The organism is Roseovarius sp. B08, assembly GCF_051417955.1.
Classification (GTDB): domain Bacteria; phylum Pseudomonadota; class Alphaproteobacteria; order Rhodobacterales; family Rhodobacteraceae; genus Roseovarius.
The window spans coordinates 171,774-198,416 of sequence record NZ_JBPRLW010000002.1 but is presented as its reverse complement, the minus strand read 5'-3'; the positions used below and the strand labels follow the sequence as shown (position 1 = coordinate 198,416).

General features: G+C 57.7%; 26 protein-coding genes and 2 pseudogenes. 12 read left to right on the top strand and 16 right to left on the bottom strand.

Features of this window, described 5'->3' with window-relative positions:
* Positions 1–142: 142 nt before the first annotated feature.
* Complete coding sequence (locus ACSQ76_RS22265) at positions 143–1,051, top strand: cytochrome c oxidase assembly protein (RefSeq protein ID WP_437158369.1); 909 nt, start codon at positions 143–145, stop codon at positions 1,049–1,051.
* Between the two features lie 3 nt (positions 1,052–1,054).
* On the opposite strand, the gene ACSQ76_RS22260 is transcribed toward ACSQ76_RS22265, so the two are convergent.
* From ACSQ76_RS22260 to ACSQ76_RS22195, 14 genes and pseudogenes are all read right to left on the bottom strand, one after another.
* Complete coding sequence (locus tag ACSQ76_RS22260; protein WP_437158368.1) at positions 1,055–1,660, bottom strand: SCO family protein; 606 nt, start codon at positions 1,658–1,660, stop codon at positions 1,055–1,057.
* A gap of 302 nt (positions 1,661–1,962) precedes the next feature.
* The gene (locus ACSQ76_RS22255; RefSeq protein WP_236544575.1) at positions 1,963–2,904 is read right to left on the bottom strand and encodes a cytochrome c oxidase assembly protein; all 942 of its coding nucleotides are present in this window, start codon (positions 2,902–2,904) and stop codon (positions 1,963–1,965) included.
* A gap of 47 nt (positions 2,905–2,951) precedes the next feature.
* A complete protein-coding gene (locus ACSQ76_RS22250; protein ID WP_437158367.1) occupies positions 2,952–4,877 on the bottom strand; it encodes a penicillin acylase family protein in 1,926 nt (641 codons plus the stop codon).
* Between the two features lie 24 nt (positions 4,878–4,901).
* Positions 4,902–5,069: a hypothetical protein gene (locus tag ACSQ76_RS22245; RefSeq protein WP_057796579.1), complete on the bottom strand. Its 168-nt coding sequence runs from the start codon at positions 5,067–5,069 to the stop codon at positions 4,902–4,904.
* Positions 5,069–6,640 (bottom strand): apolipoprotein N-acyltransferase, encoded by a 1,572-nt coding sequence (gene lnt / locus ACSQ76_RS22240; RefSeq protein ID WP_437158366.1) that lies wholly within the window; start codon positions 6,638–6,640, stop codon positions 5,069–5,071. Before lnt ends, ACSQ76_RS22245 begins: the two co-directional genes overlap by 1 nt.
* Complete coding sequence (gene lspA / locus ACSQ76_RS22235; protein ID WP_437158365.1) at positions 6,637–7,110, bottom strand: signal peptidase II; 474 nt, start codon at positions 7,108–7,110, stop codon at positions 6,637–6,639. Before lspA ends, lnt begins: the two co-directional genes overlap by 4 nt.
* Positions 7,111–7,114: 4 nt before the next feature.
* Positions 7,115–7,897 carry a ZIP family metal transporter gene (locus tag ACSQ76_RS22230; RefSeq protein WP_437158364.1) on the bottom strand — a complete coding sequence of 261 codons (783 nt, stop codon included), beginning with the start codon at positions 7,895–7,897 and terminating at the stop codon, positions 7,115–7,117.
* A gap of 22 nt (positions 7,898–7,919) precedes the next feature.
* Positions 7,920–8,378 carry a DUF411 domain-containing protein gene (locus ACSQ76_RS22225; RefSeq protein WP_437158363.1) on the bottom strand — a complete coding sequence of 153 codons (459 nt, stop codon included), beginning with the start codon at positions 8,376–8,378 and terminating at the stop codon, positions 7,920–7,922.
* A gap of 3 nt (positions 8,379–8,381) precedes the next feature.
* Positions 8,382–9,755, bottom strand: a complete 1,374-nt coding sequence (locus ACSQ76_RS22220) for a M23 family metallopeptidase (RefSeq protein ID WP_057796584.1) — start codon at positions 9,753–9,755, stop codon at positions 8,382–8,384.
* On the bottom strand, positions 9,752–10,378 hold the full coding sequence (locus tag ACSQ76_RS22215; protein ID WP_057796585.1) for an SCO family protein: 627 nt from the start codon (positions 10,376–10,378) through the stop codon (positions 9,752–9,754). The genes ACSQ76_RS22220 and ACSQ76_RS22215 overlap by 4 nt, the downstream gene beginning before the upstream one ends.
* Positions 10,378–10,845 (bottom strand): copper chaperone PCu(A)C, encoded by a 468-nt coding sequence (locus ACSQ76_RS22210; protein ID WP_437158362.1) that lies wholly within the window; start codon positions 10,843–10,845, stop codon positions 10,378–10,380. The genes ACSQ76_RS22215 and ACSQ76_RS22210 overlap by 1 nt, the downstream gene beginning before the upstream one ends.
* 28 nt (positions 10,846–10,873) lie before the next feature.
* The gene (locus ACSQ76_RS22205; protein WP_057796586.1) at positions 10,874–11,533 is read right to left on the bottom strand and encodes a DsbA family protein; all 660 of its coding nucleotides are present in this window, start codon (positions 11,531–11,533) and stop codon (positions 10,874–10,876) included.
* Complete coding sequence (locus ACSQ76_RS22200) at positions 11,530–11,952, bottom strand: disulfide bond formation protein B (protein ID WP_057796587.1); 423 nt, start codon at positions 11,950–11,952, stop codon at positions 11,530–11,532. Before ACSQ76_RS22200 ends, ACSQ76_RS22205 begins: the two co-directional genes overlap by 4 nt.
* A 4-nt stretch (positions 11,953–11,956) precedes the next feature.
* A pseudogene (locus ACSQ76_RS22195) lies at positions 11,957–12,525 on the bottom strand (SCO family protein).
* Between the two features lie 552 nt (positions 12,526–13,077).
* On the opposite strand from ACSQ76_RS22195, the gene ACSQ76_RS22190 reads away from it, so the two are divergent.
* The 4 genes from ACSQ76_RS22190 to ccmI are packed head-to-tail and all read left to right on the top strand — an operon-like array spanning position 13,078 to position 17,057.
* A complete protein-coding gene (locus ACSQ76_RS22190) occupies positions 13,078–15,069 on the top strand; it encodes a heme lyase CcmF/NrfE family subunit (protein WP_057796639.1) in 1,992 nt (663 codons plus the stop codon).
* A gap of 4 nt (positions 15,070–15,073) precedes the next feature.
* On the top strand, positions 15,074–15,625 hold the full coding sequence (locus ACSQ76_RS22185) for a DsbE family thiol:disulfide interchange protein (protein WP_057796588.1): 552 nt from the start codon (positions 15,074–15,076) through the stop codon (positions 15,623–15,625).
* Positions 15,622–16,107 carry a cytochrome c-type biogenesis protein gene (locus ACSQ76_RS22180; protein ID WP_437158361.1) on the top strand — a complete coding sequence of 162 codons (486 nt, stop codon included), beginning with the start codon at positions 15,622–15,624 and terminating at the stop codon, positions 16,105–16,107. Before ACSQ76_RS22185 ends, ACSQ76_RS22180 begins: the two co-directional genes overlap by 4 nt.
* Positions 16,104–17,057 (top strand): c-type cytochrome biogenesis protein CcmI, encoded by a 954-nt coding sequence (ccmI, locus tag ACSQ76_RS22175; RefSeq protein WP_437158360.1) that lies wholly within the window; start codon positions 16,104–16,106, stop codon positions 17,055–17,057. Before ACSQ76_RS22180 ends, ccmI begins: the two co-directional genes overlap by 4 nt.
* Before the next feature lie 296 nt (positions 17,058–17,353).
* Here the strand turns inward: ccmI and ACSQ76_RS22170 are convergent, their stop codons facing one another.
* The gene (locus ACSQ76_RS22170; protein ID WP_245897680.1) at positions 17,354–19,504 is read right to left on the bottom strand and encodes a protein-disulfide reductase DsbD family protein; all 2,151 of its coding nucleotides are present in this window, start codon (positions 19,502–19,504) and stop codon (positions 17,354–17,356) included.
* Positions 19,505–20,027: 523 nt separating this feature from the next.
* Here ACSQ76_RS22170 and ACSQ76_RS22165 point away from each other — a divergent pair.
* The 6 genes and pseudogenes from ACSQ76_RS22165 (at position 20,028) to ACSQ76_RS22140 (ending at position 24,335) form a co-directional block, all read left to right on the top strand.
* Positions 20,028–20,455: pseudogene (locus ACSQ76_RS22165) on the top strand (MerR family transcriptional regulator).
* 82 nt (positions 20,456–20,537) lie between these two features.
* A complete protein-coding gene (locus tag ACSQ76_RS22160) occupies positions 20,538–21,158 on the top strand; it encodes a cation transporter (RefSeq protein ID WP_074837395.1) in 621 nt (206 codons plus the stop codon).
* 69 nt (positions 21,159–21,227) lie between these two features.
* Positions 21,228–21,998, top strand: a complete 771-nt coding sequence (locus ACSQ76_RS22155) for a transglutaminase-like domain-containing protein (protein WP_437158359.1) — start codon at positions 21,228–21,230, stop codon at positions 21,996–21,998.
* Positions 21,988–22,953 carry a cation diffusion facilitator family transporter gene (locus ACSQ76_RS22150; protein ID WP_108895406.1) on the top strand — a complete coding sequence of 322 codons (966 nt, stop codon included), beginning with the start codon at positions 21,988–21,990 and terminating at the stop codon, positions 22,951–22,953. Before ACSQ76_RS22155 ends, ACSQ76_RS22150 begins: the two co-directional genes overlap by 11 nt.
* The gene (locus ACSQ76_RS22145; RefSeq protein WP_108895407.1) at positions 22,925–23,287 is read left to right on the top strand and encodes an STAS/SEC14 domain-containing protein; all 363 of its coding nucleotides are present in this window, start codon (positions 22,925–22,927) and stop codon (positions 23,285–23,287) included. Before ACSQ76_RS22150 ends, ACSQ76_RS22145 begins: the two co-directional genes overlap by 29 nt.
* Before the next feature lie 304 nt (positions 23,288–23,591).
* A complete protein-coding gene (locus tag ACSQ76_RS22140) occupies positions 23,592–24,335 on the top strand; it encodes a hypothetical protein (RefSeq protein ID WP_108895408.1) in 744 nt (247 codons plus the stop codon).
* A gap of 119 nt (positions 24,336–24,454) precedes the next feature.
* On the opposite strand, the gene ACSQ76_RS22135 is transcribed toward ACSQ76_RS22140, so the two are convergent.
* Positions 24,455–24,682: a hypothetical protein gene (locus ACSQ76_RS22135; RefSeq protein ID WP_108895409.1), complete on the bottom strand. Its 228-nt coding sequence runs from the start codon at positions 24,680–24,682 to the stop codon at positions 24,455–24,457.
* A 326-nt stretch (positions 24,683–25,008) separates the two neighbouring features.
* Between ACSQ76_RS22135 and ACSQ76_RS22130 the strand changes: the two genes are divergently transcribed.
* Complete coding sequence (locus ACSQ76_RS22130) at positions 25,009–26,643, top strand: Mu transposase C-terminal domain-containing protein (RefSeq protein WP_140849483.1); 1,635 nt, start codon at positions 25,009–25,011, stop codon at positions 26,641–26,643.

Genomic DNA, 26,643 nt, shown 5'->3' with positions numbered 1-26,643 from the left:
GCGACAGAGCTATGCGGAGGCTTGGCCTGCGGCTGATCATTGGCCGATCATCACCTCAGGCTCTGACAGGGCGGGCACACAAATTGCCACATACTTGTTTCTTGCGTTGCGCCTTCCAATCGATCAAAAGACCATCGCGACCATGACCATTCAGAAACTCGAAGCCAATGCCTTGCCAAGCGACACTTTGGCCTATGGCAGTATCGTGCTGCTTGGCGCGGCTCTCTGGGCGCTAACCACCTACTTTCCGGCGCAGATGCCGGCGATCCTGCCCTATCAATTCTCTTGGCTGATCTATCTCGCGGTGACGCTGTCGGGGCTCTGGTTCGCGCGCGGGCTCCGGCGGACCGCGCCGGGAGACCGCCCGAGCCGATTGCGGCAGGCGGCCTTCTGGACGGGGTTGGTGTTGCTGTGGGGCGCTACGCAGACCGGGTTCGAATATCTCGCACAACGCATGTTCTTCACCAATCGGTTGCAGCACGTCGCCATGCATCATGTAGGCCCGGTCCTGCTGGCGCTCAGCGCGGGTGGCCCGGTGCTGCTGGCGGGGGCGCCGGAATGGTCGCGCGCGCTCTGTGCCAGCCGCTTGGTGATTGTTATCTATCGCACGATCCAGCAGCCCGCCATAGCGGTGATACTATTCGTCGGACTGTTCTGGTTCTGGCTGATCCCGCCGGTGCATTTCGCCGCCATGCTTGACCCGGTTCTGTACCAGGTGATGAACTGGTCGATGGCTGTGGATGGCATCCTGTTCTGGGCGCTGGTGCTGGACACCCGTCCCGCGCCGCCCGCGCGGCTGCGCTTCGGCTGGCGCGCGGCGCTGGCCGTGGGCGTGATGTTCCCGCAGATCATTCTGGGCGCACTGATCTCTTTCGCCACGGTGGACCTGTTTCCCTATTACGCCTTCTGTGGACGGTATTTCCCTTCGATCTCGGCAGTGACCGATCAGCAGATCGGCGGCATCGTCATCTGGATTCCTCCCGCGATGATGAGCGTTCTGGGCCTCTTGGTGGTGGTGCGCAACATGCGCGCCGCCAACGCAGACCTTTAGCCTTCAGGCGCTCATCACGCGGCGGATGTCGCCGGTGGCCCCAGCGATGTCGGCCTGTAGCGTATCGAAACCGGACCATATGACGCGCGCGTCGCCTTGCGCATCGAAAACATAGACAGACTTGCCGTGCGATACATCATAGGTCAAGTCGTCCGGCTGATGTGGTTCGATCTTGTAGGTGACTTTGAGGCGCCGGGCAAGACGGGCCAGTTGGTTGGGCGTGCCGATCAGCCCGTCAACGCACGGCGTGAAGGCGGCGGCGTATTCCGTCACCACCTCGGGCGTATCGCGCTCGGGGTCCACTGTAACGAAGAGTATCGACAGTTTCGCGGCGTCCTCGCCCAGCTGATCGACCACAGCGGACAGGTTGGAGAGTGTCATCGGGCAGATATCGGGGCAGAAGCTAAAGCCAAAGAACAGCGCGACGACCTGTCCTTCGTAATCGGCCTGTGTCACGCGCGTCCCGTCCTGAGCTCGGGTCATGGTGAAAGACAGGTCGGGTAAAAGCCCGCTTACATCCTCGCCATACCATCCAGCCTCGTTACAGGCGGCCAGCGGCACGACCAGTCCTGCGGACCCCATGCGCCGGAGCAGCGCTCGGCGGGTCATCGTCGCGTCAGTACGGGCCATATATTACCAATATCGCCACGCCAAAGGCCGTTGCGAAAAAGAGACCGGCAACGCACAGCAAAATCCAGAGCACCATTCGATTTCTCGATCTGGTCGTTCGCTTGACATCGCTCGCCGTAGGGTCCGACGTCTCGGTTGCTTCGGGCCCCTCATCCATACCGGTTTGCTATATCATTTCGGCGCGTATCACAACGTGCCAAGCCGCAAGCGGGATGCGACAAGGTGCCTCGTGAACAGTTCTCGTCATGCCTGCGCATTGCGTGCTGGCGGGATGGCAACGGTCACAGTGCATACACAATCGTCACCACCGTTATCATGACGATCAAGAACATGACCAACGCGCCCAGGGCGAGCGTCCGGCCCATGTCACGATTTGGCTTTGCAACCTTCAGACGCAACTCTTCGGCCGTTTCCGGAAATTCGAGCGCGGCGGAGTTCGAGGCGCGCGTCAGTTCGTATCGCGCATCCCAGCGACGCACTTCCGCAGCGTTCCAGCCGTTCATGACCAGAATGATCGCGGCGATCATCACCATCGAGGATGGGACCCAGATCACGTAGCCACCAATCGTTTCATCGGATAAAGTTGCAGATAAGCCGGTGCCTGTCGTTTGGTAGGAGGCATAAAGGGCCACCTCCTTAAGTGTCGTGAGGGAACCCAGAAAAATGTTTGAAACAATCACCACAAAACCGGAGATCAGCCTCGCTCCGCGTCGCGCACCGGCAGGGGGATCCCTCCAGTCGAAAAGCATGCCGAAATACCAGATCCCTGCCAGCACCATCGCCAGATGTGCGAGCAGCTCGACCGCCGCGATGCGCTGCGCAAGTCCGTAAAGGACCGGTATCTGCCAGACGAAGAGCGAAGCGATGAGCAAGGCAGTGGCGGTTGCCGGATGCGCCATGAACCGCACGAACCAGGCGTTCGCCAGCGCGCCGAGGTATCGACGCCACCGACTTTCCAAACCGGCTTGCAGGATGCGCCACGGCTGCGAAACAGCGATGAGCAGTGGTCCTGCAAGGCGAAGGAGAAGATGTTCCACCTGGTGCACCGAAAAGAGGCTGTGCCCCAATGAAGCCAGAGACGCATTCGTGGCCACGAAAATGCAGGTCAAGCCAGCGAAGAACATAGCCTGCCGCCAAAGAGAAACCGTCCCGCGAATACGAGCGGATCGCGCGAGGCCGCGCATGTAGTACCATGCGGCCAAGCTGACGGAAACAAGGGACACTGGCGAAATCGCATATCCAAACGGGTCGAAAAGGAGGAAATATGTGATTATCGGCTCCTCCCTTGTTTTACTGCCCGGCTGTAGGCGGATAAGGGTGAAAGTCGCGAAGTTCCTACTGCGCCACCCCGGGCCAAAGATAGATCGGTTGACATCACGAGGTATTTGCTCTGCATCCACCTAGGAAACAGGTTGTCGTAGAAACGTGACAGCGGATGGCCGGACTGACCGGCAGGCGTGATGAAATAGGAGAGGCTTTCATCCGAAAACGACATGACTGCCTGAAAATTAGTGCCGACGCTGGAGGCGACCGGGCGGTCATTGTCAGAAGCGATCAGTGTATAAGGGTCACCCGAGTATGGCGCTTCGAGAGACAACAAATCGCTGATAATCCCGTTCGACTGGATTGGCGACCACTGCATATTCAGTGTGTGTTCCGCGCCCCAGAACCAGACTGAAGGATCGCTTCCGTACCGGTCAACAAGCTTGGCAATGGCATCATCCAGAGCTGCACGAGCCTGATCCTGGCAGGTCTCAATGCGGGCGGACGGGCGGATGTCGCACCAGATTGCGCTCCCTCTTCGATCTGAAAGGACCGCGGATAGGAAATCAGGATTCGGTCTGGTCCAGACCGCAGTTGCAGATGGAAACTCATCTTGAAGTATGCGTCTTTGCAAAGCACGTACCCATGTCCAGAACACGAGCGGTTCCAGTGAGTAGCGACCCATCTCGCCATTCCATCGAGAAAGCTCGTCCAAAACTTCTTCGCGAAGCTTTCCGACTTTGTTCTCCTTGATGTCGCTTGCGGAACTCACGAACCAGAGCTCTTTTGCCATCAGCGGAAGAAGGGTACGCGCGACAGCGCTGACCGTGTCGCGTTGAACCGCAATCGCGCTCTCGACAGTGAATACCGGCCGGCGATCATCGAGAACTGCAAGTCTGGCGTCTTGAAATGATCCAGGACGCTTGACCTCGCTTTCAGGCCAAACCGCCAGAGTTGTCCGGTCGACCGCTAGGACCTCCAATCCGTCTGGCACCTTGTTCATGGTTGCGTCCAGGGCATAGTTCACACCGGCGGACTTGGCCAGACGGTCGAGCATCATCAAGAAATCACTTGTCTGCGCAGCTTTGGAAACTTCTGGTTCTTCTATTTCATTTGGCGAAAAAGATCTGAACGCCCAGGCGACGCGCTCGTTGTGACCAACGACAATGAAAGGCACGCCTGGCATCGTAGCGCCAATCGCGACCCCTTCCGGCGTTTGAAGGTCTGCCAAGTACCATTCGGACGGCAGTGACAAAGGACCACTGATATCCGCCGCAAGCATCGGTGCTCCGGTAGTAGTCCGATCTTCGGGCAACGCCCACGCAGTCAGTTTGACCCTTGGAGAAGCGGCAAACAACTCGGGTGTCGCGGGTCGATCTGACGGAATCTGGTTATCTGGGAATCCAGACAGTTCGTTCTGAAGTTTATCCGGGCGAAGATCGTTCAGAAATGCGTTTGCGACATTGATGCTATCAACGGGCCTCCACGCCGCGATCGTTCTCTCATCCGCGATCAACAGTTCAGGTGCGCCTCTGCCGCGCCCGCCTTCGGACACCAGCCCAAGCCAGGCGTTAACACCTGCGGCATATGCTTCGAGTGCATCCGATGTCGACGGTTCAAGTTCAGCTATCTGCTCAAGTGGCAATAAACCTTGCGCTGTCCGCCTTGCCCTCAATAATTGCCCCAGCCGGTCTTGCGCGTGAACGAAACCGAGCGCGAAATAGCTGTCTGCAGCGGAGCCGGCGGAAATGTGTGGTATAGCTGAAGCATCTCTCAGGACGTTAACCGGGCCTTCTATACCCGCAACGCTAAAGTTCTCTTCATAGTCAGGAACGGAGGCACTGAGCAGAAAGTAGCCAGCACCCCAAACGAATAAGCCTGATGCAAAAATCGACAGGAACAAATATAGTGAAATGAGGATCAGCCGTCTCAATTCGTCGCCCGTACAAAACTAGTTTCAGGATATGATGCGCAAGAAGATCAACGAGGCGAAATAGGCGAGCAAGCCGAAGACAATGCCGGAGCTTGTCGCATATTGAAGCATATCCAGGCGGTCCCCTTTCCGTCGCCGCGCCAGATAGCCACCCCAAATCGTACCTCCGACAAATCCCGCGAGCACCAGCATCACAATTCCTCCGATCTTGTATTTTCGCGATTGAAACGTTGACATGTGAATCCGACGGCAAAGGCTATGCCCCAGGCCGCACAGATGAGCGCTAGCGACGTCCAATCACCGAAACGTGCGTAAGGCGTGGGCGCATGCGCTGCCGGAAGCCTGGCATCTATGACACCAGTTTGCCCGATGTCGAGACGGGCGACGATCTCTCCGCTGGCATCGATAATCGCGGATATCCCAGTGTTGGCCGCGCGGACCACGGGAAGCCCTTCCTCGACCGCGCGCATGCGCGCGGAAGCGAGGTGTTGCTCGGGTCCAATGCTTGTTCCGAACCATGCATCATTTGTACCGTTGAATATCCAGTCAGGACGGAGAAGCTCATCGACCACCTGGCCCGGAAAAATGATCTCGTAACAGATCGCCACCCCGACCAGAGGTGCCCCAGGGATCGCCAGTGTGCGTGGCCCTGGTCCTGGCGTAAAATCGCCTAACCCTTCTGTCAGCCGCTCAAAGGGCAGCAAGCCTTTCAGGGGCACATATTCCCCGAACGGAACGAGATGATGTTTTGCATATCCCGCCAGAATCTCACCGCTGCCATCATAGGCTTGTACAGTGTTGAAATATCTGGTTGCCCCATCTCCCTCTACGCGGTCCGGCGCTCCTGTCAAAAGGACCCTGCCGTCTGGCAAAGCCGCAGATATTTGCGTGCGCGCAATGGCGTCCTCGTCCAGAAAACCGGGGAAGGCCGTTTCCGGCCAAAGCAGCAGATCGAAACGGCCGGGTCGCACGGACAAGCTCAGGTATTTTTCCAAGGTTCGCTTGCGGCTGCCCGGTGCCCACTTCTCGACTTGCGGCACATTGCCTTGAACGATGCGCAATGCAATGTCTGTCGGCGGAACGTCTTGACTTGACCAAAGTGTACCGCCACCCCAGAGACCCGTCACCGCAACGGAAAAGAGCGCGAAAACGGACAGACGTCTCTTTGGCGCTACCGCAATCAAAACACTTGGCAAGGTGCCGATGAAGACCGTGAGAAAACTCATGCCGTAGCTTCCAACCCAGGCCGCTGGCTGTCGCAGCGCGGCGTGATCGACCAGAGCATATGCAGCAAGGTTCCATGGAAATCCTGTCAGAACATGACCCCGCAGCCATTCCGTGGCCATCCAGCAGGTCGCAAGCAAAAGGCCCGCCTTAATACCATGGAGAACTCGATGCTGCATTATGGCGGCAAAAAACATCGCTGCGCTGGCCGGGAAAATCGCTAGTCCGGCGGACAGTCCCACTACTGCTGGGATCGCCAGTGCGCCGAAACGTTCGGCATCGACGTAAAAGCTCTCGGCGATCCAGGAAATTCCAATCCCGAATTGTCCCAGTCCGAAAGCCCAACCGACAAGGAAAGCGCGCGAGGTTGAGATGTTCCGGAGAACGATAAAGAGCACGGAGAAGGAGACAGGGACCGCGATGAGCCAAGAAAACGGCGGAAGGGTCAAAACCGTCAATCCGCCGGCAACAAGGGCAAGACCCATGCGCTGGAAGAGGTTTGGGTCCTCACTAACGAACTGCGGCAAACCCGGCTTCATGAATCGGTCTGAAGTCGAGCGCCAACCCACGGCGCACTGAGGAGCAGCACCACGCCGCCAACCACAAAAACATCGGCCATGTTGAAGGCAGGCCAGTGCGCCGTCCCGATGTAGAAATCGAGGAAATCCGTCACTGCACGATAGCGCAGGCGGTCCAGAATATTGCCGAGAGCACCGCCGATGATCGCACCATACGCAATGGCCTCGACCCGGCTGCTGGAACGGATCAGCATGGCCGCCAACCAGACGCAGATGCCAAGCGCCAATACGACAAGGCTCCACCATGGCGCACCGCCGAGAAGCCCGAAGGTCACCCCGTCATTGCGCAGGTAGATGAGATTGAAGCCGGGAAAGACCGATACACCGGAACCAAGTACAGTCGCATTGGAAACAACGATTGCCTTCGTTGCCTGATCGACAAGAAAGGCGATTAGAGCAGCAAGCAGACCGACGAAGAGGCAAGTTCTCATATGCTTATCCCAGCCAGACGTCGAGGAACAACATGATCACAAGACCAACCGCGAGGCCGAGCGTCGCCCTGTTCTGATGGCCGGACCGGTGGGTTTCCGGAATGATCTCGTGGCTGATGACGTAGAGCATCGCACCTGCTGCGAAGGCGAGACCCCAAGGCAGCAGCGGTTGCGAAAGACTGATAATGCCCGCGCCGAGAAGCCCACCGAAAGGCTCGACGAGACCGGTCAGAGCGGCGATGCCCCAGGCGCGAAACCTGGAATAGCCCTCGCCGAGCAACGAAACCGCCACCGCCAGACCTTCGGGGGCATTCTGTAATCCAATACCGATAGCAAGTGGCAACCCGCCCGACAAACCCTCAGCCCCGAACCCGACGCCGACGGCAAGCCCTTCGGGAAAATTGTGGATCGTGATCGCGATGATGAAAAGCCAGACGCGGCGCAGCGATGCGGCGTCTGGGCCTTCCCGCCCCGACTTGAAATGCTCATGCGGTAGCCGTTCGTTCATCAGAGCAACGGCGCCCATGCCAAGCAGAATCGCAACACAAACGATGGCCGCCGGGAGAGCACCGGTGTCGAACTGTCCTTCGGCTGCGTCGAGAGCCGGAATGATCAGCGAGAAAAACGAAGCAGCGAGCATGACACCCGCTGCGAAGCCAAGCAGCAGATCGCGCGTAGCCCGGGACGGGATGCGCCCAAAAAGAACTGGGACCGCCCCGACCGCAGTCAACGATCCGGCGGCCAGGCTTCCAAGAAAGCCAAGGGCAATTGGAGAGAAGGGTTCCAAGCGCTGAAGTCTCGGCTATACGTCAGTCAGCGGCCGAATAGCTGCTAAAGATCTCGGTCGATCCATCGCCGCGGATCAGGAAGACGTCATAAGCCTCACGATCGTCTTCCGGTCCCATGCCCGGCGAGCCATAGGGCATTCCCGGCAACGCCAGCCCCACTGCATCAGGACGCTCATCCAGAAAACGCTGAATGTCTGATGCCGGTACATGACCTTCGATCACGTAGCCGTCGACCAAAGCCGTATGGCAGGACACCATTCGCTGAGGCACGCCATTGTCGAGTTTGAAGCGCACAAGAGATCCCCCGAACATGTCCTCGCCTGTCGGCGCGAATCCGCTTTCCTCCAGATGCTTCATCCAGGAGTGACAACAGCCGCAGCCGTTTGTCTTTCGGACGTCAATCTGGATCGCAACGGCGACAGCTTGCCCCGCGGGAAACAAGGCCAGCGTGACTGCAAGGGCGGGAGCCAATCGTTTCATGGATCAAAGCCTTTCGGTTGTCGTTTCGGCAAATTCGCTGGCGAGCCTCTCAGCCAGAAGTGAACGCGCCTCACTCAGTCGCTCAAGCGCGGCCGTGTCGTCCGCTTCACGCTCGGCCGCCTCTGCTAGTCGGTCGTCAGAGAGAGGATCGGTCGGGCGACCGTCGACCAGAACCTCATAATGCAGATTTGGGCCGGTTGCGGTGCCAGTTGCACCGACGCGGCCGATCAAATCTCCGGCCATCACTCGCTGCCCTTGTTCGAGTGTGTCCGGCACCTCGCTGAGATGTGCGTATCGTGTCAAGGTGTCGGATCCATGCGCTATCTCCACCACCCGGCCATATCCACCACGACGTCCGATAAAGCTCACGCGTCCGGGCGCCGTTGCTTTTACCGGCGTACCGCTTGCCGCGGCAAAGTCGACGCCGGTGTGCATGCGCACATTCCCATAGACTGGGTGTGTGCGACGGCCAAAGACGGAACTCAGCCGCGCTCCTTCCACCGGTTGCGCAAACACGCGCAGCACTTCTCCGTCGACATAGATCGTCGCTTGACCGCTGCCGTCGTCCGGCCAGACGATCTCGTAGACCGATCCACCAAGATCCAGCTCAGCGAAGGCAAGCTCAGGCTGACCAATCCTCTTGTTCCCGTCTCGGGCCTCGCGCCAAAGGAGGCGCATCGTCTCGCCACCCGCGAGATCACGACGGAAATCCACGGTGCCGCCCAGCATCTGCGCCAGGTCCACCGCAAAACGGGCGGGGATGTCTGCCGTGTCCAGGGCAGCGAAAATCGAGCTCTCGATCACCGCCTTGCCGGCGAAAGTCACCAATTCGGGGTCCGGCTCCAACACGCGAGCGGCAAGCAGTTCGCCGAAGACCGCCTCTATCCGGACACCGTCTTCGACGGCGAGTTCTACACGACGCGGGTTGTCGTCCGTTGTGGAAACCACGGTAACGATGTGACCCGGACGCAGACGGCGCAAATCGTATTCCGCGCCAATCGCCAAGGCGATTTCGGCGCGATCCGAAGCATCCAGCCCCGCATCGGAGAGGACCGCATCAAGCGTCTCGCCCGACGCAATCTCGCGCGACCAGGTGACCAGCGAGGGCTCGATAGATGGCAAGGAGGTATCTGTGGGGGAAACGGTCAGGAGGGGCACGGGTCTGAACTCGAATGCGATATCCGCCTGGGCGAGTGTAGGGCGGACCGAATTGATTTCGGCAATCCGGGGCGGCGTGAGCGGATCGGGAGTCCAGAGGGTCGCTTCAGCAATCGAAGGGGGCACCGGTTCTTTGGACAGAACGCCAGAGATGGCGATGCCGGCAACCGAAATCGCGCCTGCGACCGCCACGGCCGCCAAGACAGTTCCTATCTTCATTTTGCCCCCTCTACGTTTTCTGTCAGTGCGCGCCGGATCTTTGGCACCGCGAATTCTCTTGGTTCGTGATAGTCGATCATCGTGACGAGCTCACCCTCGGCATCGAACAGGAATACGCTTGCCGTATGGTTCATCGTATAGCCGCCGCCCTCAGTCGGGACGCGCTCAAATGAGGCACGAAACCCTTCTGTGGCGCGGGCAATCTGGTCTTCCGGCCCCGTCCAGCCACGAATGACCGGATGAAAATAGCCGACATATTCGGCCATGGCCTCAACCGTGTCCCGCTCCGGATCGACCGTGATGAAGACAACGTTCATCTCTGATGCTTCGTCGCCCAGTTCCTCAAGCCAGCCGGAAATATCCGATAGGGTCGTCGGGCAGATGTCCGGGCAGTAGGTGAACCCGAAGAATACCATTGTCGGACGACCGATCAGGGTGCCAGGCCCTACCTCATTTCCCTCGTGGTCGGTCAGCCGAAACTCCATCGCCGATAGGGGCAGGGGCCGCTGCCCTTTTGGTTCAGGCGCACCAAGCCCGTCCACCCGCCACCAGCCCACGAAGAGCGTCATGCCAAGGACGCCGGCACCGGCTGCGCCGTATAGAAGGAGCTGCCGACGTTGCATCAGCCCTCTGGTCCACGCGCGGCGATCCCGAGGATTGGGACCTCGACCGTCACCTTGCCGCCATCCGAGAAGGTCAGTGTCAGCGGGAAAGTCTCGCCTTCGGCCATCGGCTCTTGCAGCTTCATGAGCATGGCGTGCAGCCCGCCCGGCTCCAATGCCACGCTTTGGCCGGGCTCAATCGTGATCTCGCCTGCAGGCGCCATGGAACTGAGGCCAGCGGAGTCGGTTTTCGTCTCATGGATCTGGGGCATCATTGCCAGCGGTGTCGCAATTTTGGTCAGCGTAACGGCGTCGTAACCCCTGTTGCGCACGGTCATGTAGGCAGCCCCCGGACGGCTCGTGCCGATCGAGGCGCGGGACCACGCGCTCTCGACGACGACATCCTCCGAGCCGGCAAATCCCGGGGCCGACAGGCCCGTGATCAGCAAGAGAAAGGCCAATCCCTTGATGTGTGGAAGTTTTTTCACGACAATTTCTCCTGCATCTGACCGCGTATCAACTTTGGCTGGCCGCAACTTCCGTCGCCACCAGCCGCCGTAGTTCCGCCTCACCGAACGGGTCTAGCGGTTTGGCATTTACGTAAAACGTGGGTGTTTGTCGCACGCCAAACGTTTTGACATCGGCACGGTCTTGGTTCAGCACCGCTACAACATCGGGGGCCAGCATCTGCGTCTGGGCAGCTTCGACATCCAGACCTCCGCTTGCGGCAATCTCAAGGAGCAAACCCGGCTCCGGCGCACCATGGGACGCCCATCGGGGCTGCTCTTGCAAGACCGCTTCGAGCACCGGTTCGAACACGTCCTGCATCCGCGCAGCTTCAAGAACACGGATCGCTTCCACCGAAGCGTCCCCGTGAAAGGCAGTGTATCTAATTACGACACGTACCGCATTACCGTGCCCAGCCATGATATCCTTGACCACGGGATAGAATGCGCGGCACGCCTCGCAAGCTGGATCGAAAAACTCGACAATCGTGACAGGCGCCGTCTCTGGGCCGAGGATCGGGGAATAGGGCCGGATCAGCCCATCGGCCAATTGCGGGTCGACTGGGGCGGCCTCGGCAATCGCCTCGGGGCGGGTTGCGTACCATGCGGCACCGCCGAAACCGGCGGCACCGAGAGCGAGAACGGACAGGATGAGGCCGCGTCGTTTCATTTTTGTGTTTCCTTCAGTGAGACAGCCGACAGCAGACCGATCATCGCGAAGGCGACGAGCGCCATCAGTGGGATAGGAATGCCGAAGAACAATTGATTGTCGTCGGTACAGGATGGGCCGCTCGCAGTGCAGGGCTGGATGCGTTCGGGAATCAGCCCGAAATAGAGGCCGAGGTGCCAAAGTGCTATGGCGGCGCCACCGATAGCCAGGGCGATCGCGTAGCGACCGACGCGCCGGTCCTGCCACCACAGCCCAAGCCCGAGAATTATGGCCAAGGGGAACATGAAAGTGCGTTGAACCCAGCAGAGTAAGCAAGGAGTCTGCCCCAGCACCTCCCCGATGAAGAGTACGGCGAGAGATGCGTTTAGCGCGATGAACCAAGCCAGGCCGAGAGCAGTCTCTCCGGAAAGTCGGGTCATAAAATCAGAGCCTCTCTCTTAGGTCGGCGAGGATATCTTGAGCGGGGTGCCATAGGGCCAAGATTTTGCGAAGCCTGCTTGCGTGTCGAAAAGGAAAAGATGTGATGTATGCCCCATTGTATAGCCGTCTGGTGCTGCAGCTTCCTCGATCCGCTCGTAGAAGATTGGAAAGGTTTCGGATGTCTCATCGATCTGTTCCGGTGTGCCTGTGAGCCCGATGATGCCCGCGTCGAACTTTGGCACATACTGCGCCAGTGCGGTCGGGTTGTCTCGTTGGGGATCTATCGTGATGAAGATTGGTTGGACTTTTGACGCGTCATCTCCCAAACCCTCCATCACCGCTGCGACCTCTGAGAGCGTCGTTGGACAGATGTCAGGACAATTTGTGAAGCCGAAGAAAACCAGCATCCACTGGCCTTCGAAGTCCTCTTCTGTAAAAACCATTCCATTGTGCCCTGTTAGTTCGAACTCCGCAAAAAATGGCGGTTCACTTACATCTCGCCAGCCGGCGGCACGGTAGTCAGCCGATAACAAAAACCCGATAAAGGCGAACGATGCCGCACCCGCCAGCATCCACAATATCTTCTGAAGACCTGAAAGCACCACGCAGCTTTGCACAATTTCTGCTCCGATTTTTTCTTTCTCGTACATCCTGCAGCAGCTGTAGGTTCAAGCTCTTTTATCCTTCTGAGTCGGGACGTCACGCGACTGTGAATGGGAAGTTGCCATCCGTTTTGAATGACTGCCCAGATTGTCATTTGTCGTATTGGTTAGGTTCGCGATCGACGTCACGCTGGTGACGATCTGCAAGCATCCACGATGCCAAGGTCCGTGCAAAGCGTTTTAAATATTAAAAGATAGCAATCAGCGGATCTGAGAGCCAAAGCAAAAATTAAAACGTTTGAACCTACAGCTGCTTCAGGAACTACGATGAAGTCGAATCAACACAGTGGCTCCAATCGCGACTTGGACACAGAAAGTTTCCGGTTGGGTCGATGTCAATAATTCGCGAAACCGTTCTCGACTGGCCGAAGTAGATCGAAATGATAAGAAATCTCGTTGACCAATGCCATAGTGGAGAAGTCGTTCTCCGTGATCCGAGAGCGCTCGTCGGGAACATGCAACATGACGCCTGAGATTGGACAGTTTGCGCTAGTCTTGGCGCTTGCAGTCGCAATTGTTCAAAGTGTCCTGCCAATTGTAGGGGCGAACACGGGGCGCGTGCTTTGGATGGAAAGTGCGAAGACGACAGCCGCGATTCAGGTGACATTGGTTGCAATTGCGTTTGGCGCACTCATGCGCTCATTTGTTGTCAGTGATTTCACTGTTCAAAACGTAGTGGAAAATTCCCACTCGCTAAAGCCGATGATCTTCAAGGTTGCGGGCACTTGGGGCAGCCACGAAGGGTCCCTGCTTCTCTGGACCCTTATTCTCGTACTTTTCGGGGCTGGGGTCGCGCTGCTGGGCAGAAACATTCCGGTTGGTCTCAAAGCGCGAACGTTATCGGTTCAAGCCTGGATTAGTGTCGGTTTCCTGAGCTTCATGCTCTTTACATCCAATCCGTTCGAGCGGGTTTTCCCGCCGCCTCTGGATGGCACGGATCTTAACCCGCTTCTGCAGGACATCGGGTTGGCGATGCACCCCCCGCTCTTGTATTTTGGGTATGTCGGCTTCTCGATCGTCTTCTCCTTCGCGGTCGCGGCTCTGATAGAGGGCCGGGTGGATCCCGCATGGGCGCGTTGGGTGCGGCCATGGACTCTGACGGCCTGGATCAGCCTCACTGCGGGGATCGCACTCGGCTCTTGGTGGGCCTATTACGAACTTGGCTGGGGCGGCTGGTGGTTTTGGGACCCGGTTGAAAACGCATCCTTCATGCCTTGGCTTCTCGGCACGGCACTCCTGCACTCGGCTATTGTCACGGAAAAGCGGGATACGTTCAAAAGCTGGACCATTCTTTTAGCCATCCTGACCTTTTCTCTGTCACTTCTTGGGACATTTATCGTCAGATCCGGCATTTTGACATCCGTTCACGCGTTCGCGGTCGACCCAGCGCGCGGCGTGTACATTCTCGGCCTTCTTGGTGTGACAATTGTCGGCTCACTGACACTTTACGCATGGCGCGCGCCTCAGCTTGGATCGGTTGGCGTCTTTCGGCCAATCAGCCGCGAGGCTGGGCTTTTGCTCAATAATCTTCTGCTCGCGACCGCAACGGCGACCGTCCTTTTTGGAACACTCTATCCATTGTTTGTGGAAGCGGTGACTGAAGAAAAGATCTCTGTAGGACCACCGTATTTCAACGCGACTTTTATCCCTTTCATGCTGCCGCTCGTCATAATAATGGGAGTTGGCCCATTCCTGTCTTGGAAACGGGCCGATCTTCCCGGTATCTGGCAACGGCTGCGTTTGATTTTTGGTATCGCGATTGGTGTCGCGGGGATCGTTTGGTACCTTCAGACAAACGGGCCCCTGCTCGCTGTGGTCTCAATAGGGATTGCAGCCTGGGTTTTTTTTGCGACTTTGCGCGAATGGGCGCTGCGTATCAAGCTCTTTGATCTACCGCTTTCTCAGTCGCTGCGTCGCGCGCGGAACCTGCCGCGCTCCGCGCACGGTATGACGCTCGCGCATCTTGGCGTTGCAATGCTTGTGCTTGGATTCGTAGGTTCAACAGCCTGGAAGGAAGAACGTGTTCTTTTCGCAGAACCGGGGTCGACCGTGGACATCGCAGGTTTTGAGGTAATATTCGACGGCGTCGAACGGTTCCGTGGTCCAAACTACATCGCACAACAAGGCCAGCTTCGCGTCTTGAAAGATGGACGGGAGATTACGCTTCTTCGTCCGGAGCGCAGAAGCTATCCAGTTGCGGGGACGTCCACAACCGAATCTGCAATCCGATCAACGCTAAGCGGTGATCTCTACGTCACCATCAGTGAACCTGCGGCCGAAACGGCGTCGGGCCAGTGGAATTTGCGCATCCTCTACGAACCACTGGTTAATTGGATATGGATCGGAGCGACGATGCTGGTGCTTGGCGGGTCCCTCTCGCTATCGGACCGGAGATTGCGGGTGGGTGCGCCGTCGCCAAAGAGCCGGTCGTCAGCGCTTCAACCGGCGGAATGATACGATGAAGAAAATCATTCTCGCGCTGCCAGCGCTGATCGCAGTAGTCTTGGGTGGATTTTTGTTCTGGGGGCTCAACCCAGACCGTGATCCTAACGCAATCCCTTCCGCTTTGGTCTCCGAACCAGTTCCGGATTTTGAACTCCCACCGGTAGAGGGTACTCAGACACCCGGACTGTCGTCCGCAGCCCTTCGGAGCGTTGGCGAGCCGGTTTTGGTCAATGTATTCGCTTCATGGTGCGTGCCCTGTCGTGCTGAGCATGTGGTGCTCACAAGGCTTGTCGAACAGGACGGTGTTCGGCTGATGGGGATCAACTACATGGACAAATCAGCAGATGCAGCCAATTGGCTGGAGGAGCTTGGCAACCCCTATGAGAGGATCGGATCAGACAGCGAAGGCCGCGTCGGGATTGAATGGGGTATCTCCGGCGTACCGGAGACTTTCGTGATCGATGGAACGGGGATCGTAGTCTATCGCTATGTTGGTCCCATTGTGACGCCAGAGGCACAGGATGAAATTCGTGCTGCGTTGGCCGCAGCAGGTGGTCAATCATGAAGGGTTGGCTCTATTCACTGGTACTGGTGCTTGCCGCGACAACCGCGGCCTGGGCTGTGGAGCCAGATGAGTTACTGGATGATCCGGTGCTTGAGTCGCGCGCCCGGGAGCTTTCAAAGCAGTTACGCTGCGTTGTCTGCCAAAATCAGGATATCGATAGCTCGAATGCTGGTGTTGCCCGAACGATGCGCACCTTGCTGCGCGAACGTCTGATTGCAGGTGAAACAGATGACGAGATCATTGCGTTTTTCGTAGATCGATATGGTGACTTCGTCCTGTTCAGGCCGCGCCTGAAACCCGCCACGTATCTGTTGTGGTTCGGACCAGCGGTTCTTTTTGCCGCTGGGATTGGCGTTGTCTTTGTCACAATCAGGCGCCGAAGCAGGGCCGTTCTTGATGGCACTGCTGATCCACTGAGCCCCGATGAAGAGCGTGAGTTCAAAGCCATTTTTCATGAAAATGAAGGACGGAGAGACCCATGATTTGGTTGGTATTATGCGCTATGGCATCCATCACTGTCCTTCTGTTCTTGTCCGGTCTCTATCGAACGGGTGAAGTCCTGAACAGAAAGGATGGAGCGTTGGTTATCCTCAAGGATCAGCTTTCCGAAATTGATACTGATCAAGAGCGGAATCTGATATCCGTTACCGAGGCCGAAGCGGCCAGGGTTGAAATCAAACGCCGCATTCTGGCTGCCGGTCGGCTTGCGACACGTGAGTCGTCGCGCGCAAGTGGGCGAAGCACCATCTTCGCGTCCGCCATTGCCACGCCCTTGGTAGCCTTCGCTCTGTATTCTCAAATCGGCTCGCCACAGATCGAAAGCCAGCCTCTGGCGTCTCGCGCATCTGAAACCCAGCAAGCCGCAAACCTCTCAGAGTTGACCCAGAGACTAAAAACCCGGCTTGAAGCAGACGAGTCTGGTGGACCAAGTGATGGTTGGGTTCTGCTCGGTCAGACCTATATGCGTATGGCTCGTTACGATGATGCCGCCGATGCATTCGAACGCGTCACTTTCCGCGACAATGCAGATATCTCAACCCTGTTGCTATATGCCGAGGCCTTGATCGCAGCCGAGAACGGGATCGTGACGCCGCAAGCGGAAAGCGTGATCGAACGTGCATCGGAGATGGACCCTGATGATCCAGGCCCAATTTTCTATAGGGCCCGGATCCTCGAACAGGACGGGATTCCAGATGAAGCGAGGGCGCTTTTGATCGAGCGTCTCGAGAGAGCGGATCGCGCCTATCCGTGGATGGAGCTTTTCCTGTCTGTCGCCAACCGATTGGGGGAACAGATCGGAGAGAACCCTGTCGCCCTAGCAGATTTCTTTCCGGACTCTCCGGGACGCGCGTGGCCCCCGTGCGGCCGATGTCGAGGCCGCACAGGATATGTCAGTCGAGGAGCGCAGCGCTTTTGTCCGCTCCATGGTTGACCGCCTGGCGGCGCGATTGGCAGACGACCCAGACGATCTTGAAGGATGGCTACGGCTTGCAGAAGCGTACAGTGTATTGGGTGACTTTGATGCTGCCCAGAACGCCGCCGACAAAGCGCGCAGCTTGGCCGAAAGCCTTCCGGAAACGGACCCTACGCGTGCCGCCGCCACGGCCCGATTGGACCGGATCAAAAAATAGATTGGGGCCACGAGGTCTCAGATACATAACAGCTTTCTTTTCGCCTGAAACTGAACCATTGCAGGTTCCACCTCTCTGGAGCAATGCAGGCGCTTTTTCATCGTTTTCCGACGCCGCTGAGATTGGCAGCCGACAGCGCTTCGAGAACGGCATCCGCGGATAGCAATTCAGATAAAATGATGCCTTCAGGCGCATCTGGACCGTAGACGATGTTGAACGGAATTGCGTATCTGCCGTGCGCCTCGAGATAGGATTGGATTTTCGCGTCCGGTCGCGTCCAATCCGCGCGCATCGCAATCACTCCTTCTTCGCCAAGTGCTCCTAAAACTGGTTCACGATCCAGGACCAGGGTTTTGTTTGCTTTACAAGTGATGCACCAATCCGCAGTAACGTCCACGAATACAGTTTTGCCCTGCGACACTTCACGCGCGATCCGGGACCGGTCGAACTCGACCCAGTAAGAAGTGATCGAGTCTGTTACATCATCGGAGCTTTTTGGCAGCAGTGCAGGGGCCGCCAATGTCATGCCCAAAACCGCAGTCATTCCCCACAGCAAACCGTTACGAGGCTGAACCTGATAGGCTCTCGCCGCCAGTACGATGAGCCCAAGACCCAGCAGTACCAGGCCTGTGAGGGTTGGCGACGTCACACCAATCAAGACCCAGCATAGCCATGCAACGGTTCCGGCAAGCAGCAATCCGAGAACGATCTTCACGCTTATCATCCAGGGTCCCGGTTTGGGCAGTCGGGACAGGAAACCAGGCCAAGCGGCAACCAGAATATATGGCAGTGCAAGCCCAATCCCCATTGCTGTGAAAACCGCAAGTATATCGCCTGTCGTGCCAGAAAGGGCGAAGGCAATGGCTGTCCCCAGCAACGGGGCGGAACACGGCGTTGCAAGTATCGCAGCCAGAGCGCCGGTGGAGAAGTCTTCGGCATACCCCTGCCCAAAGCGGCCAGATAGCCTAACCATCCAGCTGCTGGGCAAAGAAATTTCAAAAACTCCAAACAAATTTGCCGCGAAGAGTCCCACAACGAGTATGAGTGCGATCAGGAAATATGCATTCTGAAACTGCACACCCCACCCAACGGCATATCCGAGCGTCTGCAGCGCTATGACCGCCAAGGCCAGCACCCACATGAAAGCAACGGTTCCCCCAGCCGTAGCGAGAAACCCCGCGCGCAATTGTGAAACCGAGCGATTCTTCATTCGGAGCGCCGATCCGAATTTGATCGATAGAACTGGCAAGACGCATGGCATTACGTTCAGTACCAACCCTCCTAGGAAGGACAGCAAGAGAATCGGGAAAAACTGACCCCTATCTTGGCTGGTCTCGGATGCGTAAGGTGGCGCAGGTACAACGTCGGTAGTGTTCACATCATCGAATGTAACCGCGACATCCTCGTCTACGACCGTAATTCGAAGGGAGGTTTGTTCCTCGCTTAACGCGAGAATCGGGATACTTGCCCAGAGACCGGTGCGATCACTTGTAAGGCGGATGTCGGGTGCGCCGAATGCAGAGCCTGCACCAAACTCTGGAAAAAGATCGGGATTGTTCCAGCCAGAAGGCCGCGTCATTTGAACAACCAATGCCTGATCCTGCTTCAGCGATGCGCCCGAGACCGCTATTGCACTTTCTGGCCCTGCAACAGGTACGCGAGCGGCCCATGTCGCGATATCGGTCGCGGCTTTCGCATCGACGCCCGTTCCCAATGGCACAGGGAGTGTCAATTCAAACCTTTCCGGAATGCACACATTGGAGCAGATCAGCAGATCGACGAGTCCCTTCAGCTCGGCCGCTCGATCAGAGTTCGCAAGCCGCAACTGCAATGGAAATATTACTTGTTTGGCATAGCCGAAATTTTCAATTCCGAAGGCGCGGAAACGCGTGGGTGCGGGCCAAAGCATGTCGACGGATTCAAGGTTTGTGGACCCCTTCCAATCGATCTCCGGCGGCAGGCCAACCTCGCCGGGCGACCGCCAGTACGCTTTCCATCCTTCCTCCAGTTCAATCTTTAAACCCGCCGAAAGGAACTGCGATCCCGGGGCGATTCCTGCTTCCGCGACGATCAAGCGCGCCGTCAGTACTTCGGAACGATACGCATTGGATTCCAAGGCGCGAACAGGGCTTGCCACTAAAACAAGAAAGAGTGCGAGACTGACAAGCAATCCCTGATACCCTGCCAAGGTTATACGCATATTCTGACCTCTTTTTTCTTCGCGCTCAGTCTCGGGAAGTTGCTGCAACGTGCTGTTCTCGAACGCGTTGCGATGCCGTCACCCCTCAAACAGTAGGCCCAGACAAGACTCCGAATAGCTAGGCGACAGCGATGCTCGTTTGGGCTTCCTGCAAAACAGTCTTTTTTCTGCGTCGAACACAAATTTGACCCGCTCTCCATGGTGTCGCGCTTATAGGCTAACGCTGTTTAAAGGTAAGTCCTCAACTAACTTTTCACGGTACCTCCGATAGTTCACCCGTCGAGTCTCGACGCCGGGCGGCAAAATAGTTAGATCACTGGAACAGCCAGATGAAAACGAACGCCGCCGCGCCCGCCAACATCCACAATACCTTCTGAAGACCTGAAAGCCTCACGCCGCTCCGCCCGAACTTGATTCTATATTTTGTGTGCGTTTACATCCTCTAGCTACTGTAGGTTCAAGCGTGATTGTCATCGGTCGGCCAACAATCACCGATCTGTGAAACTCAGGTGAAGCTTGTGATTCGCACCGCATAAAGCTACACCCACTGTAGGTAATGTGGGGAGCGGAAATGCTGACGATTGGGACGCTGGCGAAGAAGACCGGAACAAAGGTGCAGACCATCCGGTATTACGAGCAGATCGGACTTATGCCTGAGCCCGGCAGGACCGGGGGGGCCAACGACGCTATGGCGACGCCGAACTCGACCGCTTGTCATTCGTCCGGCACGCACGGCAACTGGGATTCTCGTTGGACGCGATCCGTGAGCTCCTCGATCTCAGCGATCATCCGGGAAAGTCCTGCGCGGAGGCGGATGCAATAGCCCGTCGGCAACTCAAACAGGTCGAGCAACGATTGGCGCGGCTCGAGGCGCTGCGGACGGAATTGAAGCGGATGGTGCATGAGTGCAGCGGCGGGCAGACTTCAGACTGCCGTGTGCTCGAGGTGCTGCGTGACCATTCCGAATGCCTGACCGAGCATGAACAAATCGGTGCCTGAGCTATTTTGAGGACCTTTGATCGGAACGCAGAAAGCCCGGTGTTAGTTACTTATTGGCAATTTAATAATTTGGATACCCGGCATGGCGGAGCAGAGAAACGCAACGGAAAGACGCACACTCTGGATCGTGCTGGGTCTCAACATCGGGCTGGCAATCGCTTTCTTCGCCTCGGGCGCATTCGGCGATTCAAGCGCGCTTATCGCCAATGGCCTCGACAATCTGTCGGACAGTTTCGTCTACGCGATCAGCCTCTTCGCGCTGTCCCGCTCGGCCAAGTGGAAGCGCGGAGCGGCGAACGTTTCGGGCGGCCTGCTGATCCTCTTCGCCCTTGGCATCCTGTATGACGCCTGGCGCCGCTACGTCGGCGGATCGGATCCTCTTGGCACGATCATGATTGTCATGGCGCTGGTAGCGGCGGCCATCAACGCACTTTGCGTCTGGCTGCTGGCACGGCTTCGCGATCCAGACGTGAACATCCGAGCGGCGAATACCTTCAGCTGGAACGACTTCGCGGCCAATCTCGGAATCGTCGTCGCAGGCGGGCTCGTGGCTTGGCTCGGAACGAACTGGCCGGACCTTGTCGTGGGCGTGATTGTCGCCGGCATCGCGGCCTGGGGTGGCGTCGGTATCCTGAAAGACGCGCATGGTGAACACCACAAGGCGGTGCACGATGACAATCAGGCAAGTGAGGACATCGCCTGAAATCGGGGCTTGAAGCTATAGTGACTGTAGCAACTACATATTCTCGTGAACGATTCGAGGAGCTATCCCGTGAACCCCGCCGACCCTCATTCGGCCAAAACCCGGCTGCTGGAGTTTGACGCGACCTCAATTGCAAAACTGATCGAGGAGCGCGGCTGGGCAGACCTTCCCAGCGAGGACCGAACTGGGGCCATCTATGATTTCGTCAGGAACGAGATTACCTTCGGCTACAACCGCGCCGACGACATTCCGGCGTCCGAGGTCCTCGCAGATGGCCACGGGCAGTGCAACACCAAGGGCACGCTCCTCATGGCCCTGCTGCGTGGCGTGGGAGTTCGCTGCCGACTGCACGGATTCACAATCCACAAGGCGCTTCAGAGAGGCGTCGTTCCGGAACTCGTCTATCCCCTCGCGCCGTCCGAAATCCTCCACTCCTGGGTAGAGGTGGACTTGGGGGACGGATGGGTCAATCTCGAAGGCTTCATCCTGGACGCGTCCTTCTTGCAAGCGTTGCAGCACGAATTCCGCGACACGGATAGTCTGTGCGGCTACGGGGTTGGAACGGAAAGTCTGAGCGCCCCGCCTGTCGCCTGGACCGGGAATGACACGTACATCCAGAAAACCGGTATTGCTCGCGATTTCGGAACCTTTGACGCGCCCGACGATTTCTACTCAAAGCACCGCCAGAACTTCGGATTTGTGCGCGACTTGCTCTATCGCCACGTCATCCGTCACTGGATGAATGCCAGGGTTCGCCGCATCCGCCGCCGAATCTTGCCGCCGGTCCCCGGATTCAATCGGCCGAACCACCGCCATGAGGAGACGAACCGTGCCGCATGATCACGGCCACGCCCACATCGATCCTCAATCCGGTGATCGTCGCGTCTCCATCGCCATCTGGGCCAACGGCCTCCTGACGGTCGCGCAGATCGTCGGCGGGATCCTTTCCGGCAGCCTCGCGCTGATCGCGGATGCCCTGCACAATTTCTCGGACATGGCGTCGCTGGTGATCGCCTTCTTCGCGCGTAAGATCGCTCGCCGCCCGGCGGACAAGCGCATGACCTTCGGCTATGGGCGGGTAGAAATCGTCGCAGCGCTCATCAACTACACGACACTGATCCTGATCGGCTTCTACCTGATCTACGAGGGTGGCATGCGCATGATCGACCCACCAGATGTACAGGGCTGGACGGTGGTGATCCTGGGCGGTGTGGCACTGGTCGTGGACACGTTGACGGCGCTGCTCACCTATTCGATGCAGAAAGGCAGCGTGAACATCCGTGCGCTCTTCCTGCACAACCTATCGGACGCTTTGGCCTCGGTCGCGGTCATCATCGGGGGCTCCCTCATCCTCCTCTACGACATGCGGTGGGTCGACCCGGCGATCACCATCGGCATCGCTCTCTACATCCTCTACCTCGCATTTACCGAGATCGGCGGTCCGATTCGGACGCTGATGCTCGGCAGTCCACCGGACATCGATAATGAAGCCGTCGTTGAGGCGATGCGGGGTGTGGATGGTGTCGCGGACGTTCATCACGTGCATCTGTGGCAGATGCAGGAGCACGAGGCGGCTCTGGACTGCCACGTCGTGCTGACAGCGGACGGCTGGGGTCAAATCGAAAAGGTCAAGGCCACGATCAAGGACCGGCTGAAGGACGATTTCAGCATCGGCCATTCGAGTCTGGAATTTGAGCACGAAGACCGCGCGCACCAAAACGCCAACCTTTACGGTCACGGCAAGCCGGAAGAAGAGGAGAAAAACCATGTTCACCGAGACACTGACAGATCATGACGAGATGATTGGCCTTGCCTGCGAGGGCAAGCTCAGCGAAAGTGACCTGAAGCGGATGCACGCCCTGCTTCATCAGCGCCTGCAAGAGACAAGCAAGCCCGGCCTGGTTCTCGATCTTACGAGGTTTGAAGGCTACGAGGGGCCGTCCGCTCTGCTCGAAGATCTGAAGATCGACACAGCCCATAGGAACGACTTCCGCCGCGTTGCTGTGGTGGGCGAAGGGGCTTTGATGGAGTGGGGCACCAAGTTCGCCGATGTGCTGACCAAGGCCGAACTTCGCCAGTTCGACCCCTCGGGAACGGATGCGGCAATCGCTTGGGCAAGTGAAAGGTAGGGGAGCTTTCAATCAGATGCCTTCGCAGAAGGCAGCATCTGTTCGAAACTAAAACATACGAACTACAGCAGTTGCGAGGCCCAAGAGCAATCCGAATTTTCTGAACATGGTCGCTCCTTTCGCAAAGGAGTAACTTCAGTACGGTGGCACTGCCCTTGCCGGAGCACTACCAAATCGTAATGTTGTTTGATTGAACTCAGAGCGCATCCGGTTGACATAATTACAATTATGCGCCTTTGTATTTCGAGTTGCAATAGTATATTATCGTATGTATGCTCAACTCCTGTCACGGAGGTTCCTCAGCATGCGCCAGTTACTTAAGAAGCTCCTCCCCTCGGTCGCATTCGCTTTGATCGTGACAGGTTCTTCGCTAACGATACCCGCCCGCGCGCAGACATACCCGATCGATTGCGCGATCCTCCTGTGCCTGTCTGGCGGCTGGCCTGCTTCGGTCCCTTGCGCCCGAGCCCGCGCCGAATTCATCCGGCGGATTACACCTTGGCCGGTGGAACCGCCGCTGCAAATCTGGCGCTGTCCCATGGGCGCGTCCTTTGAGGCCGCTCCATCATCAAACAATGCAAACCGCATCTTTGATGCGTTCTTCCAAAACAACAGCGCTGGACCGCGACAGTCCTTTCCAGGGCGCGACGCCGCTGACCCAATTGAAGTTTCTTGGCGCGCTCCAGATGCCCGTGACCTTGTTCCCACCGACCGGACCCTCGGGCTCGTTCAAGATCGCGCAGACATCGATATCAGCGGGCCGGAATTCAATTTCGTCCGGTCCATTCGCGTATTTGATGTACGGTATGCACGACAGCACGAGTCCGGGCGCGATGGGGACTGTAACCGAAGCGCGACCGTGGTTCTCGGCACTTACGGGACCCAAGGTGACTTCGCCTGGCAAAGGTCTTCCGTCACTGCTCTTCCTTCGGCTCACGTAGGCCTTGAACGCTGGGGCGAGCATTGCCCTGGCATTTATCACCGATCCGTCTTCGTCGATTGGCGTGACTATGAGGGCAACTACGGGTTCGAGCAGGTGAACTACTGACCTGCCGCCGCCTAGATTTGTCTATGAAGACGGCTTCTTTGGCGTGTACGACCGCACCGTATACACGTCGCGGTCCACATGCTGTTTGGCGTTTCGGCAACACCGCGGCTTCGCTCTGTTCACCTGTCGTCGCTTCTTCCGATCCTCGTCAGCGCATCGAAGTCGATTTCTTGCTTCTGTTCGTCACTTATATCGGGCCGGGTTTCCGATACCTGCTGGGGCCCTTGGACGTCCCACATCACCGCATGTGAGCCTGTACTCCAGCGATAAACCCAACCAACAACACTGCACCCATCGGTCCCGATCAGATTGGCGATCGCGACGCCCTCACCCTTATCTTCGTTCACTGTTTACTGACTTCCTGCACTGTGGCGCTGCGAATTGCGGCGTGGGTTTGCAGAGCGTTCACTACGACCGCGCGCCGGGCCTCTTTGATGTTGGCTAACTGGTCCTCGAGGAGGGAATGATCATCAGACCGGGGAAATGGGTTCCGGGTTTCTCAACAATTCATTGACTTCAAATCCTGTTGTCGCGTAGCCCTTAATTGTGAGATGGGAAATCCAACGAAATCAACGGCTGAGCTTTGCCCTTAAATATGAGATTTTGCCTTTAATTCTGATATTTTTACCCTTAAACCTGAGACAGGGTTCACAGACATTTGCGGCAAATATCGATGAATGATGATGGCGAAGACTCCGTTGCCGTTGGTGCTGAAGAGGCGCGCAGGGCCGCGGTGCTGCGCCCTCTTGTTCAGGCATATCTCAATGGGACTGGCAGCCTGGAACGTGGCATCAATGACGCCGTTTGGGAGCTTGGTGTCAGCAGGGCGACGGTCTGGCGTTGGATAAAACGGTTGGCGGAAGAGGGTGGGCGCACCAGCGCTCTGGCTCCGCGGAAACGGGGCCGCCCGACCGGGACGATGTTAATATCCAGCAAAGTCGAAGCGGTAATCGAGGAGCACCTTCGCCGCTATTTCTTGCGCCGGGAGCGTTCGAGCTTGTCGCGCGTCGTGACAGAAATCCGCAGCGCTTGCTGGCAGGAGGGCTTGCAACCGCCGACACGGCGAACGGTTCAGCGTCGTCTGGATGCGATGGATGCCCGCGAAGTTGCGAAGGCACGAGAGGGCGCAAAGGCGGCCCGCCAGAAATTTGCGCCGGTCACAGGTGAGAACAAGGCCAGTATGCCACTGGAGATCGTCCAAATTGATCATACACCGGCGGACATCATTCTTGTCGACGGCTTTGAACGCAAACCAATTGGGCGGCCTTGGGTCACGCTGGCGATCGACGTCGCAACGCGGATGGTGACCGGATATTACACCTCTCTCGAGGCACCTTCGCGTCTGTCAGTGGCGCTTTGCCTGACACAGGCGGTGGCCCTCAAGGAGGAACTTCTTGCGGAATTGGCGTGCGATGTTCCTTGGCCGGCACAGGGCAAACCGCACAGCATCCACGTCGATAACGGTCGCGATTTCCGGTCGCGCGCCTTTCGGTCGGCCTGTGCGGATTGGGGGATCGATCTGGTCTATCGACCGCCAGCAAGTCCTCACTTCGGTGGTCACATCGAACGGTTGATCGGCACCATGATGGGGGCCGTTCACCTGTTGCCGGGAACAACGCAATCCTCGATCGCGGCAAAGGGCGACTATGACGCCGAAAGCAAGGCCACGATGACGTTGAGCGAATTCGATCGCTGGTTTGCTCTGGAAATCTGCCGTTACAACAACAGCATTCATTCAAGTCTTGGCTGCACGCCCGTTGCCAAATGGGAGGCGCTCTCAGAGCAAATGACAGGCGACATCCCCTTCGAGATGGAAGCCTTTCAGGTGAGCTTCCTGCCGAGTGAACTGCGCAAGATCAGGCGTGACGGCATCCATCTGTTCCAGATAAGGTACTGGTCCGATGCCCTTGCAGGCCACATTGGGCGCGGGGATGGAAAGGTGGTCGTTCGCTACGATCCTCGCGATATCTCAATGATCTGGGTCGAACTGGACGATGGCCGGTATGTTGAGGCGCGGTACAGAAACCTGGAAATTCCGCCCGTCTCGCTCTGGGAATATCGCGAAGCGATGAGGAAGGCCCGTGCCCTTGGCAAGTCCGGGTCTAATGAGCTGGTGCTGGCTGAGCTGATCCGACAGCAACGCCAGATCGAAGCTGAAAGCCGGGGCCTGACGAAGGCCGAACGCAGAACCCGTGAAAGAAAAGGGACATTGAAGGGCACGAACTCGGCCGTCTCGACAACCGAAGGGCTGCGCCCGATCGATACGGGTGATACATCGCGCCCATTGTTCAAGGTGGAGAGATGGTGA